This window comes from Ruegeria sp. AK4 (assembly GCF_056541025.1).
On the sequence record NZ_JBQFXS010000011.1, the window covers coordinates 100045 to 114351 of the forward strand.

General features: G+C 62.2%; 15 protein-coding genes. 9 read left to right on the forward strand and 6 right to left on the reverse strand.

Translation table 11 applies throughout. The annotated features are described in order from the left end of the window. Positions 1–55 precede the first annotated feature (55 nt). The 4 genes from ACR0EZ_RS18070 to ACR0EZ_RS18085 all read left to right on the forward strand — a co-directional run bounded on the left by ACR0EZ_RS18070 (position 56) and on the right by ACR0EZ_RS18085 (position 6208). Positions 56–1384, forward strand: a complete 1329-nt coding sequence (locus ACR0EZ_RS18070; protein WP_480615720.1) for an amidase — start codon at positions 56–58, stop codon at positions 1382–1384. A gap of 109 nt (positions 1385–1493) precedes the next feature. Beyond that, positions 1494–2675, forward strand: coding sequence for an aminotransferase class I/II-fold pyridoxal phosphate-dependent enzyme (locus ACR0EZ_RS18075; protein ID WP_480615722.1), 1182 nt, complete (start codon positions 1494–1496; stop codon positions 2673–2675). A 14-nt stretch (positions 2676–2689) separates the two neighbouring features. Then, entirely contained in the window at positions 2690–5572 is a 2883-nt protein-coding gene (locus ACR0EZ_RS18080; RefSeq protein WP_480615724.1) for a DNA translocase FtsK, read from the forward strand. Positions 5573–5611: 39 nt separating this feature from the next. After that, the gene (locus tag ACR0EZ_RS18085; RefSeq protein ID WP_480615726.1) at positions 5612–6208 is read left to right on the forward strand and encodes a LolA family protein; all 597 of its coding nucleotides are present in this window, start codon (positions 5612–5614) and stop codon (positions 6206–6208) included. 13 nt (positions 6209–6221) lie between these two features. Here the strand turns inward: ACR0EZ_RS18085 and ACR0EZ_RS18090 are convergent, their stop codons facing one another. After that, positions 6222–6803 (reverse strand): transglycosylase SLT domain-containing protein, encoded by a 582-nt coding sequence (locus ACR0EZ_RS18090; RefSeq protein ID WP_480615728.1) that lies wholly within the window; start codon positions 6801–6803, stop codon positions 6222–6224. A 60-nt stretch (positions 6804–6863) separates the two neighbouring features. After that, on the reverse strand, positions 6864–7745 hold the full coding sequence (locus ACR0EZ_RS18095) for an AEC family transporter (RefSeq protein ID WP_480615730.1): 882 nt from the start codon (positions 7743–7745) through the stop codon (positions 6864–6866). A gap of 81 nt (positions 7746–7826) precedes the next feature. Here ACR0EZ_RS18095 and hspQ point away from each other — a divergent pair, with 81 nt between their 5' ends. After that, positions 7827–8153, forward strand: coding sequence for a heat shock protein HspQ (hspQ, locus tag ACR0EZ_RS18100; protein ID WP_480615732.1), 327 nt, complete (start codon positions 7827–7829; stop codon positions 8151–8153). A gap of 35 nt (positions 8154–8188) precedes the next feature. Here the strand turns inward: hspQ and ggt are convergent, their stop codons facing one another. From ggt to ACR0EZ_RS18115, 3 genes are all read right to left on the reverse strand, one after another. Beyond that, complete coding sequence (gene ggt / locus ACR0EZ_RS18105; RefSeq protein WP_480615734.1) at positions 8189–9766, reverse strand: gamma-glutamyltransferase; 1578 nt, start codon at positions 9764–9766, stop codon at positions 8189–8191. A gap of 213 nt (positions 9767–9979) precedes the next feature. Continuing rightward, positions 9980–10429, reverse strand: a complete 450-nt coding sequence (locus ACR0EZ_RS18110) for an ATP-binding protein (protein WP_480615736.1) — start codon at positions 10427–10429, stop codon at positions 9980–9982. Between the two features lie 19 nt (positions 10430–10448). Further along, entirely contained in the window at positions 10449–10787 is a 339-nt protein-coding gene (locus ACR0EZ_RS18115; RefSeq protein WP_480615738.1) for an STAS domain-containing protein, read from the reverse strand. Positions 10788–10888: 101 nt separating this feature from the next. On the opposite strand from ACR0EZ_RS18115, the gene ACR0EZ_RS18120 reads away from it, so the two are divergent. Both ACR0EZ_RS18120 and ACR0EZ_RS18125 read left to right on the forward strand, forming a co-directional pair. Next, the gene (locus ACR0EZ_RS18120) at positions 10889–12061 is read left to right on the forward strand and encodes a thiolase family protein (protein WP_480615740.1); all 1173 of its coding nucleotides are present in this window, start codon (positions 10889–10891) and stop codon (positions 12059–12061) included. A 95-nt stretch (positions 12062–12156) separates the two neighbouring features. Further along, entirely contained in the window at positions 12157–12609 is a 453-nt protein-coding gene (locus tag ACR0EZ_RS18125) for a GAF domain-containing protein (RefSeq protein ID WP_480615742.1), read from the forward strand. Between the two features lie 112 nt (positions 12610–12721). Here the strand turns inward: ACR0EZ_RS18125 and ACR0EZ_RS18130 are convergent, their stop codons facing one another. Beyond that, positions 12722–12997, reverse strand: coding sequence for a DUF1294 domain-containing protein (locus tag ACR0EZ_RS18130; RefSeq protein WP_480615744.1), 276 nt, complete (start codon positions 12995–12997; stop codon positions 12722–12724). Positions 12998–13113: 116 nt separating this feature from the next. On the opposite strand from ACR0EZ_RS18130, the gene ACR0EZ_RS18135 reads away from it, so the two are divergent. Together ACR0EZ_RS18135 and ACR0EZ_RS18140 are read left to right on the forward strand one after the other, a co-directional pair. Continuing rightward, the gene (locus ACR0EZ_RS18135) at positions 13114–13683 is read left to right on the forward strand and encodes a helix-turn-helix domain-containing protein (protein WP_480615746.1); all 570 of its coding nucleotides are present in this window, start codon (positions 13114–13116) and stop codon (positions 13681–13683) included. After that, positions 13683–14306: a LysE family translocator gene (locus ACR0EZ_RS18140; protein WP_480615748.1), complete on the forward strand. Its 624-nt coding sequence runs from the start codon at positions 13683–13685 to the stop codon at positions 14304–14306. Before ACR0EZ_RS18135 ends, ACR0EZ_RS18140 begins: the two co-directional genes overlap by 1 nt. The last annotated feature ends 1 nt before the right edge of the window (position 14307 follow it).

The following is a 14307-nucleotide window of genomic DNA, read 5'->3' on the forward strand; positions in this document are numbered from 1 at the left end:
TGTGCGGTCCTGTCGCTACCGTCCGGATCAGGCGGAAAATCCGAAGGGGGGCGAGATGCAGGATTGGCTGACCATGACAGCATGCGATCTGGGGCGCGGTATCGGCATGGGCCAGATCGACCCGGTCGAACTGACCGAGACCTATCTGAGCGCGATTGACGACCATCCCCATCGCGACCGCATCTATGCCCGCGTCACCCATGACCGGGCGCGGGCCGAGGCGAAAGCGGCCAAGGAACGGGCGGGCCTTGGCCTGCGGCGTTCCCTGCTGGATGGGGTGCCGATCAGTTGGAAGGATTTGTTCGACACCGCCGGGACCGCGACCGAGGCCGGATCGGCGCTGCTGAAAGGCCGTGTTCCGGACGCGGATGCGATTGTGCTGCGCAATGCCACCGCGATGGGCACGGTGTGTCTGGGCAAAACGCATATGAGCGAACTGGCCTTTTCGGGGCTGGGTCTGAACCCGATCACCGAAACCCCGCCCTGCATTGATGATGAGGACGCGGTGCCCGGAGGCTCGTCTTCCGGCGCTGCGGCGTCGGTTGCTTGGAATCTGGCAGCTGGTGGTATCGGCTCGGACACCGGCGGGTCGGTGCGCATACCTGCGGCGTGGAACAATCTGGTCGGTCTGAAAACCACCGCCGGGCGGATCAGCCTTGAGGGGGCCGTGCCGCTGTGCCTGCGGTTCGACACCGTTGGCCCGATTGCGCGCTCGGTCGAGGATGCGGCCCATATGCTGGCGGCGTTAGAGGGTGGAAGCCCGGCCGACCTGCGGGGTGCCTCGCTGCAAGGCCGCCGGTTCGCCGATCTTCAAAACGTCGTCAAAGACGATCTGCGTGATGCGCCGGGGCGGGCCTATGACGACGCATTGGCCCGCCTCAGGGAGGCAGGGGCCGAAATCGTCCCGCTGGACGTGCCGGAACTGAATGAGGCGATGGGCCTGACCGGGGTTCTCTATACCACCGAAGCCTACGGATTGTGGCGGGACGTGATCGAGGCGAACCCCGGGGCGATGTATCCCGAAATCCTCGAACGGTTCCGCATGGGCAAAGGGTTTTCGGGGCCGGAGTACGTGGCCGCGTGGTCAAAGCTCAAGGCCTGCCGCACCGCATGGGATGCGGCCACCGCCGGGTTTGACGCGGTCCTCGCCCCGACTGCCCCGATTCTGCCGCCCAATCTGGAGCGCCTGATGAACGATCACGACTATTACGTGACCGAGAACCTGCTGGCCCTGCGCAACACCCGGATCGCCAATCTGATGGGGCTGGCCGCGCTGACCCTGCCCACCGGAACCCCCGGTTGCGGGCTGATGATGCTGGGCTATCCGGGCTCGGAAGAGGCGCTTTTGCGGCTGGGGTCCGCGGCGGAAACCGCGCTGGCCTGAATGCCACAATCCCCTGATTCGGAACCTCTTTGTCTGGACGAAGGGGGCCTTGGGCTGTAATCTGCCAAAAAAACGGGGCGCCAATGACCCCGATATTGAGGCAGTAGTTATGGATTTCCCCGAGCGGTTTTCGGACCTACCGGAATATGCATTCCCGCGTCTGCGCACCCTGTTGGATCATCACCAGCCGGGTGGCGATGTGATTCATATGACCATCGGCGCGCCAATGCATGAATTCCCGGCCTGGGTCCCGGATGTGATCGCGGAAAACGCTGCCGGGTTTCAGGGCTATCCGCCAAACGAAGGCTCGCCCGAGCTGCGCGGCGCGATCACCGGCTGGATCAAGCGCCGTTATGGCGTGACAATGGACCCCGAAACCAACGTGATGGCCCTGAATGGCACGCGCGAGGGGCTTTACAACGCCGCGATGGCGCTTTGCCCCGAACAGAAGAACGGGCAGAAGCCGGTCGTTCTGTGCCCGAACCCGTTTTATCAGGTCTACATGGTCGCCTCGATCTCGGTCGGGGCCGAGCCGGTTTTTGTGCCCGCAACCGCCGCAACCGGGCACCTGCCCGACTATGCCGGACTGCCCGCAGAGGTGCTGAACCGCACCGCTGTGGCCTATATCTGCTCACCCGCCAACCCGCAGGGGGCTGTCGCGTCGCGCGAATATTGGGCGGACCTGATCAGTCTGGCCGAGACCTATGATTTCCGCATCTTCGCCGATGAATGCTATTCCGAGATTTACCGCGACGAGGCCCCAACCGGTATTCTGACCGTGGCGCAAGAGCTTGGGGCCGACCCGGAGCGGATCACCCTGTTCAACTCGCTGTCGAAACGGTCGAACCTGGCCGGGCTGCGCTCGGGCCTGATTGCGGGCGGGCCGGAAACGATCCGGCGGGTCAAACAGTTGCGCAGCTACGCGGGCGCGCCCTTGCCGCTGCCGCTGCAGGCTGCGTCGGCCAAGGTCTGGGCGGACGAAGCCCATGTTGCCGAGAACCGCGCGCTTTATCAGGAAAAATACGCCATCGCGGATCGAGTCTTTGCAGGGGTGCAGGGCTATATGCCGCCCGAGGCCGGGTTTTTCCTGTGGCTGCCGGTGGAAAACGGCGAGGAAACCGCATTGAAGCTGTGGCAGCAGACCGGCGTACGGGTCCTGCCGGGCGCATATCTTTCTCAGGGCGATCCGGGGCAAAACCCGGGCGAGCATTTTATCCGGGTCGCGATGGTGGCCCCAAAAACAGAGATGGAGCGCGGGCTGATCACGCTGCGCGACTGCATCTATTTGTGAGGTACGAGGGCAAAATGGCATCATTGAACGCGCGCAACCGCGACCCGTTACTGGACAGCACCACGCAGGCGGCCATCGAACGGCGCAGCAAGGAACTGATCGGGATTGCCCTGATCCTGCTGGGGCTGGCCGCCGCCGCGATGATCTGGTCTTACACGCCGGATGATCCGAACTGGATGGTATCGACCGACGCGCCGGTGCAGAACTGGATGGGACGGGTCGGCGCTTCGATCGCCGCGCCGCTGTTCATGATTGTCGGTTGGGGAAGCTGGGGTATTGCGCTGGTTCTGATCGGCTGGGGCCTGCGCTTTGCGGGTCATTTTGGTGAAGATCGCGCCGTTGCGCGGCTGATCTTTGCGCCGATCTGGATCGCTGTCGTTTCCGTCTATGCCGCGACGCTGGTGCCCGGCGATGCCTGGCGCGCAACACACAGCTATGGGCTGGGCGGGCTCTTTGGCGACACGGTGATGGGCGCGTTGCTGACGCTGTTGCCGATCTCCTCGCATTTTCTGGTTAAGCTGATGTCGCTGGCGATGGCGTTCGGCATGCTGGCTCTGGGCGTGTTTGTGCTGGGCTTTACCCGGGCCGATGTCCGGCGTGGGCTGCGGGCATTCCTGCTTGGCCTGGTGATGTCCTACGACATGCTGATGAACCTGCTGGGTCGCGGGGCCTCGGCCACCGCGCAGGCCGCGCGGGATCGCCGTTCGCAATGGGAAGACCGTCGCGCTGCGCGTCTTGAGCCTGCGTTTGACGACGACATGGCCTATGCCGACCCGCTGTTTGAGGATGACGAGGAGGAGGCACCGGAACCCGCACCCAAGATGGGTCTGCTGGCCCGCATGCCGGGGCTGATCCGCCGCCCCGATCCGATGCCGGAACCGGAACTGATCGATCCCGAGCCAGTTCACGGCTTTGACGAGATGCCCGGTGAAGATCGCATCCGGTCAAAAATCTCTGCCGCCGTGCGCAATCGCAAGGTTGCTACGGGAGAGATGGCCCCGGAACCCGATCCGAACCTGCCGCTGACCAAAGGCCGGGGCAGGGGGCCGGACCCGCTGATCCTGAACCGGGGCGTGGAAGACGGCTTGCCGCCTGAACCGCCGGTCACGTTGGACGGTCTGCCGCCCGAGCCGGTGCTGTCTGCGGATGTCGCGCCTGCATGGCAGGAGCCGGAGCATGACGACTATGCGCCCGAGCCCGACTATGACGACGACGCGGTGTTCGACGATGAGCCCGCGCCGCAACAGCGCCCGGCGATGAAAATCCCGGTGGCCGAACCGCGCAAGCCGGTGGTCGCGCAGCCTGTGCGCCGGACCCCGCAGCCCTCGCGCCGCGCGCAGGCCGAGGCGCAGCCCGCGCTGTCATTCGAGGACAAGCATTCCGATTTCGAACTGCCCCCCCTGGGCCTTTTGTCGAACCCGGCCAACATCCAGCGCCACCACCTGAGCGATGAGGCACTGGAAGAAAACGCGCGGATGCTGGAAAACGTGCTGGACGACTATGGCGTCAAGGGTGAGATCGTCAGCGTCCGCCCCGGCCCCGTTGTCACCATGTACGAACTGGAGCCTGCTCCGGGTCTGAAAGCCAGCCGGGTGATCGGCCTTGCAGACGATATCGCGCGCTCGATGTCGGCCCTGTCGGCGCGGGTTTCGACCCTGCCGGGCCGCTCGGTGATCGGTATCGAACTGCCCAACGAAAACCGCGAGATGGTGGTGCTGCGTGAGATTCTCGCCAGCCGCGATTTTGGCGATGGCAACCACGCGCTGCCGCTGGCCTTGGGCAAGGATATCGGCGGTGAGTCTGTGGTGGCGAACCTTGCGAAAATGCCTCACCTGCTGATCGCGGGGACCACCGGGTCCGGTAAATCGGTGGCGATCAACACGATGATCCTGTCGCTGCTCTATAAGCTGACACCGGATGAATGCCGCCTGATCATGATCGACCCAAAGATGCTGGAACTTTCTGTCTATGACGGCATCCCGCATCTGCTGTCGCCCGTTGTCACCGACCCGAAAAAGGCGGTTGTGGCCCTGAAATGGGTCGTGGGCGAGATGGAGGATCGCTATCGCAAGATGTCCAAGATGGGCGTGCGCAACATCGCGGGCTACAACGGCCGCGTGAAAGACGCGCTGGCCAAGGGCGAGCTGTTCAGCCGCACGGTCCAGACCGGCTTTGACGACGAAACCGGCGAGCCGATGTTCGAGACCGAGGAATTCGCCCCCGAAGCGATGCCCTATATCGTCGTCATCGTCGACGAGATGGCCGATCTGATGATGGTGGCAGGCAAAGAGATCGAGGCCTGCATCCAGCGTCTGGCGCAGATGGCGCGGGCCTCGGGCATTCACCTGATCATGGCCACACAGCGCCCCTCGGTCGATGTGATCACCGGCACGATCAAGGCGAACTTCCCGACCCGGATCTCGTTTCAGGTCACCTCGAAAGTCGACAGCCGCACCATTCTGGGTGAGATGGGCGCCGAGCAACTGCTGGGGCAGGGCGACATGCTCTATATGGCGGGCGGGGCCAAGATCACCCGTTGCCACGGGCCATTTGTCTCGGACGAGGAAGTCGAGGAAATCGTCAACCACCTGAAACAGTTCGGTCCGCCCGATTACATGAGCGGCGTGGTCGATGGCCCGGCCGAGGAAAAGGCCGACAATATCGACGCCGTTCTGGGCCTGAACACCGGTGGCAACACCAATGGCGAGGATGCGCTGTACGACCAGGCGGTGGCGATTGTGATCAAGGATCGCAAATGCTCGACCTCGTACATTCAGCGGAAACTCGCCATCGGGTACAACAAGGCCGCCCGGCTGGTTGAGCAGATGGAGGACGAAGGCGTTGTTTCGGCGGCAAATCACGTCGGCAAACGCGAAATCCTGGTCCCCGAGCAATAGGATATTTAATAACAAGGGCAGAGCGCCTATCTGTGAGCCATGAAACAGATTGCTTTTGCCCTTGCTCTGACACTGGCCGCGCCTGCCGCGTGGGCCGCCGACAAGCTGCCTTTGTCGCAGATTTCCAATTATCTGAACGGGCTGAAAACCGTTCAGACCACCTTTACGCAGGTCAATGACGACGGTTCGCTGAGTACCGGAAAGCTCTGGCTGGAACGTCCGGGCAAGATGCGGTTCGAATATGACCCGCCCAACAGCGCGGTGGTGCTGGCCCGGTCCGGCAGCGTCAAAATCTTCGACCCCAAATCAAACCAGCCGCCCGAGCAATACCCGCTGAGACGGACCCCGCTGTCGCTGGTGCTGGCGCGGAATGTGAATCTGGGTCAGGCGAATATGGTTGTGGGCCATGATTTCGATGGCACTGCCACGGTGGTGACCGCGCAGGACCCCAAAAACCCCGACTCGGGGCGGATCGAGCTGATGTTCACCGACAACCCGGTCGAGCTGCGCAAATGGGTGATCCACGACAATGCGGGCGGCCAGACCACGGTGCTGCTGGGTGCGCTGACCGAAGGCGGCCAACTGGATCAGAACCTGTTTTCCAGCAGAACAAGAAGCGGGTCCGGCAACCGCTGACCCGCCTTAAGGCTTAGTGCCGGCAGGTCGCCAGCTGCGCCTGATACAGATTGGCACGCGCATCCACGTCATTGGCGACGTTCAGGAGCCATGATTTGCCGTTGTGGCTGCCGCGCGCATAGCCGGTGTGACCTTCGTGATAGGCCAGATACTGGTTGCGCGTGTCGGACGGATGAATGCCGTTCCGCTCGTAGCTTTTGTTCATGTACCAGCCGATGAAATCCGAGGCATCCCGGATGCGGTCCCGCTTGGCCCGGCGTTTGCCGGTCTCGCGCTGGTACTGATCCCAGGTGCCGTCCAGCGCCTGACCATAGCCATAGGCGCTGCTTTGGCGGCCCATCGGAATGACGCCCAGCACATATCTGTGCGGCGTGCGCGCATCGTGGCGATAGCGGCTTTCCTGATAGATCGTCGCCATCTGGACGTGGACCGGCACGCCCCATTTGCGTTCGGTGCTTTTGAACGCCCTGATGTAATCGGGCTTTTCACGCGCAATGCTGCACGCGTCATTCAGTTTGCTGGGCGGTTGTTTCGAACCACCCCCACAGGATGCCAAAAGCAGCACCCCGAAGAGTACGATAAGAATTCTGCTCATGTGCCTCGTGCCTTTTTTTCGCATTCTAGCGCAGATTGAGCGCCGAGGAAATCACAATCGCTACAGAACCATAGCCAGAACCATCGGCAGCGCCGCGACCGACAGCAGGGTCGAGACCATGACCATCCCCGCCACAGCGTCCGCATCCGCCCCGAACCGTTCCGCCAGCAGATAGGATGTGACCGCGACCGGGGTGCACATCTGCAGAACCAGAACGCCAAAGGCGACGGACTCCAGTTCAAACGCGGCGGCTACGGCCCAGCCAAGCCCGAAGCATACGGCCAGTTTCAGCAGCGACAACCACACCGCCCGCCCCAGGTTATGCGTGCTGAGCCGCGCAACCGCGACGCCGACGGTCACCAGCATCAGCGGCACCGCCATTTGGCCCAGCAGATCAAGCGTGTTGGTCAGGAACACAGGCGTCTCCCACCCGCGCCACAGAAACAGCGCCCCCAGGATGGTCGCCCAGACCATCGGCTGGCGCATCACCTGCCCGAACGCGCCTTTGCCCGCGACAAGGTAGATCCCGTAAGTGAATGAAAACAAGATGGATACGGCCAGAAACAGCACCGCATAGCCCAGCCCCGCCTGACCAAAGGCAAACAGGCACAGCGGCAGGCCAAGATTGCCGGTATTGCCGAAAATCAGTGGCGACAGATAGGTGCGCTGATCCAGTTTCAAGACCCGGACCAGGACCCAGAACACCGCCACCAAAGCCAGGTTGGCGACAAGGGTTGCGACCGTGAAGCGCGACAGATCGCCGCCCGAAATCTCGGACTGCATCAGCGCGACGAAGATCAGGCTGGGCAGCGCAAGGGTCATGCCGAACCGCGTAACGAATTGAAGCCGATACTCGAATCCCAGCCGGACCCAGGCAAAACCGATGCCCGCCAGAAGAAAGACCGGGGCCGCAATTTCGAACACTGTCAGTAGAATGTTCACAGACTGTTTCCCCGAAATTCGGATCAATGATTGGATTTTCTGCCCGAAAACAGGTAGTAAATGCTTTGGGGGCATAAACAAATGCTAAAGACACGCGCCAAGTACGGCCTGGGACAGGTGGTCCGTCACAAGAAACATCCCTTTCGAGGGGTGATCTTTGACGTGGACCCAGAGTTTTCGAATACCGAAGAATGGTACGAAGCTATTCCCGAGGACAGCCGGCCCATCAAGGAACAGCCGTTTTATCACCTTTTGGCGGAAAACGACCAATCCTTCTATGTGGCTTATGTTTCAGAACAAAATCTGGTCGCCGACTATTCCGGCGAACCGGTCGAACACCCGGATATCCCAAACATGTTCGGCCCGTTCGAGGACGGGTCCTACCCGCTGCATTTCCATCTGAATTGATTCATCCCGGTGTCCGCTTTTAGGCGGGTGAGAATTCAATATCCCAATGCGCATCCGTCTTTTCTGGGGTCGCTTGCCCCCTCAAGAACACCGTCATCCCGGATTCGGATCGCTTGCGCTCCACCCAAGGGGGTTTCCGGGTGCTCAATAGTGTGCCCCATTTCCGATAATTGTTTCGCGACCTGCGCCGGGAAGCCACGTTCGACCGTTAGAACCGACCCGTCGGCAAAGGCGCGGGGGGCGTCGATCGCCTCCTGCAGGTCCATGCCGAAATCCGTAAGGTTTGACACAAACCGCGCGTGGCCGGTGGGCTGATAAGCCCCGCCCATGACGCCAAATGGCATCAGCACGCGCCCGCCCTGTTTCAGCAGGCCGGGGATGATCGTGTGCATCGGGCGTTTGCCGCCGCCCAGCTCATTCGGATGACCCGGCTGCAGATTGAACCCCGCCCCCCGGTTCTGCAGAAGAATGCCGTATTTTTCCGAGGCAATGCCCGACCCGAAACTGTGGAAGATCGAATAGATCAGCGACACCGCCATTCTGTCCCGGTCGACCACGGTGATATAAACCGTGTCCTTGTGGATCGCCTCGGTCAGCGGGGCGGCGGCGGGCATTGCGGCCTTCGGGTCGATCAAAGCGGCCAGCTTGGCAGCGGTGTCGGGGTCGAGGAGCCGGTCTACACCGGCCATGTGATCGGGGTCGGCAATGAACCGGTTGCGGGCGTCATAGGCCAGCTTGGTGGCCTCGGCTTCGATATGCACCCGTTCCGCACCAAGCGGGTCCATTCCGGACAGGTCGAAATGTTTGAGGATGTTGAGCAGCAAAATCGCTGTCGCGCCTTGCCCGTTGGGCGGATGCTCGACAAGATCGATGCCCTGATAATCCCCGCTGAGCGGTTCAGCCGGGGTGCAGCGGGTGGTCTGAAAGTCTTCGGTCGTATGAACGCCACCCATCGCCGTCAGGGCCGACACCATGTCCTGCGCAATCTCGCCCGAATAGAACGCGTCGCGCCCGTGTTTCGAGATCTGGCGTAGAACCTCAGCCTGGCCCGGGGCGCTGAATATCTGGCCGGTGCCCGGTATCTTGCCGTCGATCAGATATTGGCTGCGCGCCGCACCCTGCAGCGTGTCGGCCCCGCTTTGCCAGTCGAATGCCACGCGCGGGGCCACCGGAACGCCCTGTTCCGCATAGCGAATCGCGGGTTGCAGAATCGCATCCAGAGCCAAACGCCCCTCAGAGTCGGCCAGATGGCAAAACGCATCCACCGCGCCCGGTATCGTCACCGCATCGGCGCTGTTCAGGGGCACGGCAGACAGGCCCTGGTCCCGCAACCTGTCGGCATTGGCCGCTGCTGGGGCACGGCCCGACCCGTTCAGCGCGCGCACATCGCTTTCACTGGCGCGGTTGAACAACACAAAGCAATCGCCGCCCAACCCTGTCATCTGCGGCTCACAAATGCCCAGCACCACCGCCCCGGCAATCGCCGCATCCATCGCGTTGCCGCCTTGCCCCAGAATGTCGAGCGCAACCTTTGCAGCCAGCGGATGAGATGTGGCACACATCCCCTCGGTGGCCAGAACTTCGGACCGGCCCGGTTTGTGCAAATCCCGCATATTACCCCTCCTGTTGCCTGCAACGGGGCGAAGGTAAAACCTGATCCGGTATTGTCCAGTAATTTAAGGGGGGGAAGTTCCTCGGCGCCGGTCACTGGGTGGGGGCTGTGATTAATGGCGCCGAGGGAAGCTATCTGAGCTACAAGACTAGGTATGATGCTCGTTTTGGGCGCTACAATGGTTCGAAAGAGGCCTTATTGTGGCCATTTGCGGTCAATCATGGCGGTCAAAGTCGAAGCGCAGGGACAGCAGGTTGCATCCCTGACGCCGCTCATACCGGATATCGCTTGTCAGTTGGTGGATCAGAAACCAGCCAAACCCGCCCTCGGGCAGGTCCTGAACCGATGATCCGATCTGCGCCGGAACCCCGTCGGGCGGCTGGCACCCCGGCAGCGGGTTACCGGTATCCGTGATCAGGATGTCCAACTGATCCTGATCCAGCCTGCACGACACCTGAACCTTCGTCGCCGCGATCCCGGCATAGGCGTGTTCCACCACGTTGTTGATCGCCTCTGCCAATGCAATCCTGACATCGCCGGCCATGTGCGCAGGCAGACCCTGCTTTGCCAACCCGGTGCTGAGTTGCGCAATGCCCGCGCTGGCCTCGGATGCGGTTGCGGGGAAGGTCAGTTCCATACGGGTTTCATCACATGCGGGTTTCACACGCTCACTCCTGCCGAAGTCAGTCCACAGGGTCTGACACCGCGTCGTCCAATGTGGCGAACAGCCTGAAGACCGTGTCCATGCGCGTCAGGCGAAACACCTTTTCGACAACCGGCTGCAGACCGGCCAGATCCAGCCTGCGATCCTGCCCCAGTTGCTTCATCGAGGCGACAATCGCACCCAATCCGCTGGAATCGATGAATTCGACCCCCGACAGGTCCAGCACAACCCGAGTCGCATCCGCCTCGGTCTCGCTGCGCATGTCTTCCTTGAACTGAATGGCCATTGCCGCATCGATCCGGTCGGCATGGACCGTGATAACCTGTGTTGTGCCGGTCGTTGTGCTGGTCAGCCCCATGGTCAACCGCCCCTCAATCTGAAACTGCGTCGTAAAAATACGCTAGACGGCAAATCTTACCATTCGGTATTCATGCTCGGACAAGCAGGAGGAAAACCGGGATGAAAGACGTCGTGATCGTAGGGGCCGCCCGCACACCGATGGGCGGGTTTCAGGGCATGTTCGACGGGGTCGCCGCCGCCGATCTGGGCGGCACCGCGATCCGCGCAGCGCTGCAACAGGCCAACACGCAAACGGTGGATGAGGTCCTGATGGGCTGCGTCCTGCCTGCCGGTCAGGGCCAGGCCCCCGCGCGACAGGCCGGATTCGCGGCGGGGCTTGGCGAAGAGGTGCCCGCCACAACGCTCAACAAGATGTGCGGGTCGGGGATGAAGGCGGCGATGATCGCCTTTGACCAGATCGCGCTGGGCCACGCCGACACGATGGTCGCAGGCGGGATGGAAAGCATGACCAACGCGCCCTACCTGCTGCCTAAAATGCGCGGCGGAGCCCGCATCGGCCATGGTCAGGTGGTCGATCACATGTTCCTCGACGGGCTCGAGGATGCCTATGACAAGGGCCGCCTGATGGGCACCTTTGCCGAAGACTGCGCCGAAACCTATCAGTTCACCCGCGAGGCGCAGGACGAATACGCCCTGAAATCCCTGTCAAATGCCCTGGCTGCTCAGGAAAGCGGCGCATTCGACGATGAAATCACCCCGGTCCTCGTCCAAACCCGCAAGGGAGAGGTCACGCAGGGTGCCGATGAGCAGCCAAAATCCGCCCGGCCCGAGAAAATCCCGACCCTGAAACCCGCCTTCCGCAAGGACGGGACGGTGACAGCGGCCAATTCCTCGTCGATCTCTGATGGTGCCGCTGCGCTGGTTCTGGCCTCTGCTGATGCCGCCGAGGCGCAGGGTCTGGCGGTGCGCGCCCGCATTCTTGGGCACGCAAGCCATGCCCAGGCACCGGGCCTGTTCACCACGGCACCGATTCCCGCGGCGCAAAAACTGCTGTCGCGCATCGGCTGGAGCAAGGATGACGTGGATCTGTGGGAGGTCAACGAAGCCTTCGCCGTCGTCCCCATGGCCTTCATGCAGGAAATGGGTCTGCCGCGCGAAAAGGTGAACGTGAACGGTGGGGCCTGTGCACTCGGGCACCCGATCGGCGCATCCGGGGCACGGATCATGGTCACACTGCTGAACGCGCTGGAAAAACGAGATCTCAAACGCGGAGTCGCAGCAATATGCATCGGCGGCGGCGAAGGTACGGCCATCGCCATCGAACGGGTTTGACGCTTCATCTTTTTCCAAATACTCCGGGGGTGAATTGAGCCGCAGGCTCAAGAGGGGGCAGCGCCCCCACCCCTCAGACCCCAAGAAACCCTGCCATGACCGTTGACTACGACACGCTGACCAAGACCATCGCCGCCCTGACCGAAGGCGAGACCGACCAGATCGCCCTGATGGCGACCATCGCCTGCGAGGTTCATCATGCCGATGATCGGTGCGACTGGACCGGGTTCTACCGGGTGACCGAGCCCGATCTGCTGAAGATCGGACCCTATCAGGGCGGTCACGGATGCCTCGTCATCCCCTTCGACCGCGGCGTGTGCGGCGCGGCGGCCCGGACGGGCGAGGCTCAGCTGGTCCCGGATGTGGACGCCTTTCCGGACCATATCGCCTGCGCAAGCTCAACCCGGTCCGAACTGGTTCTGCCGGTGCGCGACGCCCGGGGCGAGGTCATTGCGGTCTTTGACATCGACAGCGACCAGCCGGATGCGTTCGATCAGAATGACGCAGATCGGTTGAGTGCGATTCTGGCCCAAGTGTTCGAGGTGTGATCCAGCGCCTGCTGCGTCGCGAACATAGCCAGATCATGTATCTGATGGCCTGAGGGGGCAGATCCATGGCAGCCTCGGGCAATCAGGCCTGTCACTGAAACCCGGTTTCAGGTCATTGAATCAGAGCAGGGTTGAATAGCAGAACACATCCGGCGGCCTGAAATCCAAGAATGGCAAATAGCCACGCGGAAAACCCGCGTTTGCGCGTCTTGTGCCTGAATATCCACCGTCCCGGCACTGCGCCGGGGCTGCCTCCCAAGGCGGCCAGCAACAGCAGTCTGCGTTCGGCAATTCTGCGCTTGCGCCGCCCCGCCCGGGCCTTGTCCCAGCCAAAAGCCATCAAAGTCAGGGCGTTGATCGCCCATAGGTACATCACCGCAATCCACATGCGGACCCATTAGCCATGCCACGTGCGAAGCGCAAATGAAAAAACGCTTGGAAATTTCACCGATTCGCGCCATCGTGAAAAACACGATGAAATTTTCATGAGAGTCGGAGCCGCCCGTGAATTCCCAAGCCCCAAACAGCGCGACTCTGGGTGCGGATATCCGGGCCCTGCGCAAGGCGCGGGGCCTGACTCTGACCGAGATTGCCGAAAAGCTGAACCGGTCGGTCGGGTGGATCAGTCAGGTCGAACGCGACATGTCCGACCCGTCGATTTCGGACCTGCGGCAGATCGCGGATTGCCTGGGGGTACCGATGTCGATGCTGTTCGCCCATTCCGCCGCCCCGGTCGAGGAACAGGGCTATGTGGTGCGCACCGGCACGCGCCGCCCGATGGGGTCGAACAAAGAGGGGCTGATCGAAGAACTGCTCTCGCCCGATCTGACCGATGATTTCGAGATGGTCTATTCCACCTTCGAGCCCCAGTCCCGGATGCAGACCCCGGCACATCGCCCCACGCAGGAGGTCGGCTACATGTTATCCGGCCAACTGGACCTGACCATCGGCGGGCGATCTTTCACGGTTGGCGAGGGTGACAGTTTCCGCATCAAACACGAACCCTATACATGGGCCAACCCCTACGATGCGCCTGCCGTGGCGATCTGGGTCATCGCCCCGCCGGTGTATTGATGACTTTCGAGGCCTGGACCATATTCGCGCTGTTCTGGGTGGTGTTCGTCACCACGCCGGGGCCGAACGCGGTCAATTGCATCTCGAACGGGATGAGCCTGCCTTTCGGCAAGGCCATGCTAGGCGTGCTGGCGATTCTGACACAGGCCAGCGCGTTCCTGATCCTGTCGGCGCTAGGGATCACGGCGCTGATCGCCGCGTCCCCGACCGGGTTTTTCATGGCCAAGCTGATCGGCGCAGGATTTCTGATCTGGATGGGCATTCGCGGCTGGATGAACGCCGCCAAACCCGCGCCCGCCTCGGAACGGCCGGCGCGGCATGTTTACCTGCACGCGCTGGCCGTTGCCACGATCAACCCCAAAAGCGTGGCCGGATACCTTGCCGCGTTTTCGCAATTCGTTCAGCCCGGGGTGCCGATCTGGCAGCAGATGTCGATCATCATGCCCACCGCTCTGATCATCACGACGCTCAGCTATACCGGGTTCACCCTGCTGGGCGCGCTGATGGGCCGCGCAGCACTTGGTGCGGTGTTCAACATCTGGGTGCGCCGCGTGATGGCGGCCTGTTTTATCATCTACGGCGTGTTGCTGGGCACCAGCACAACGCCCGCAGCAAGGGGGTAGC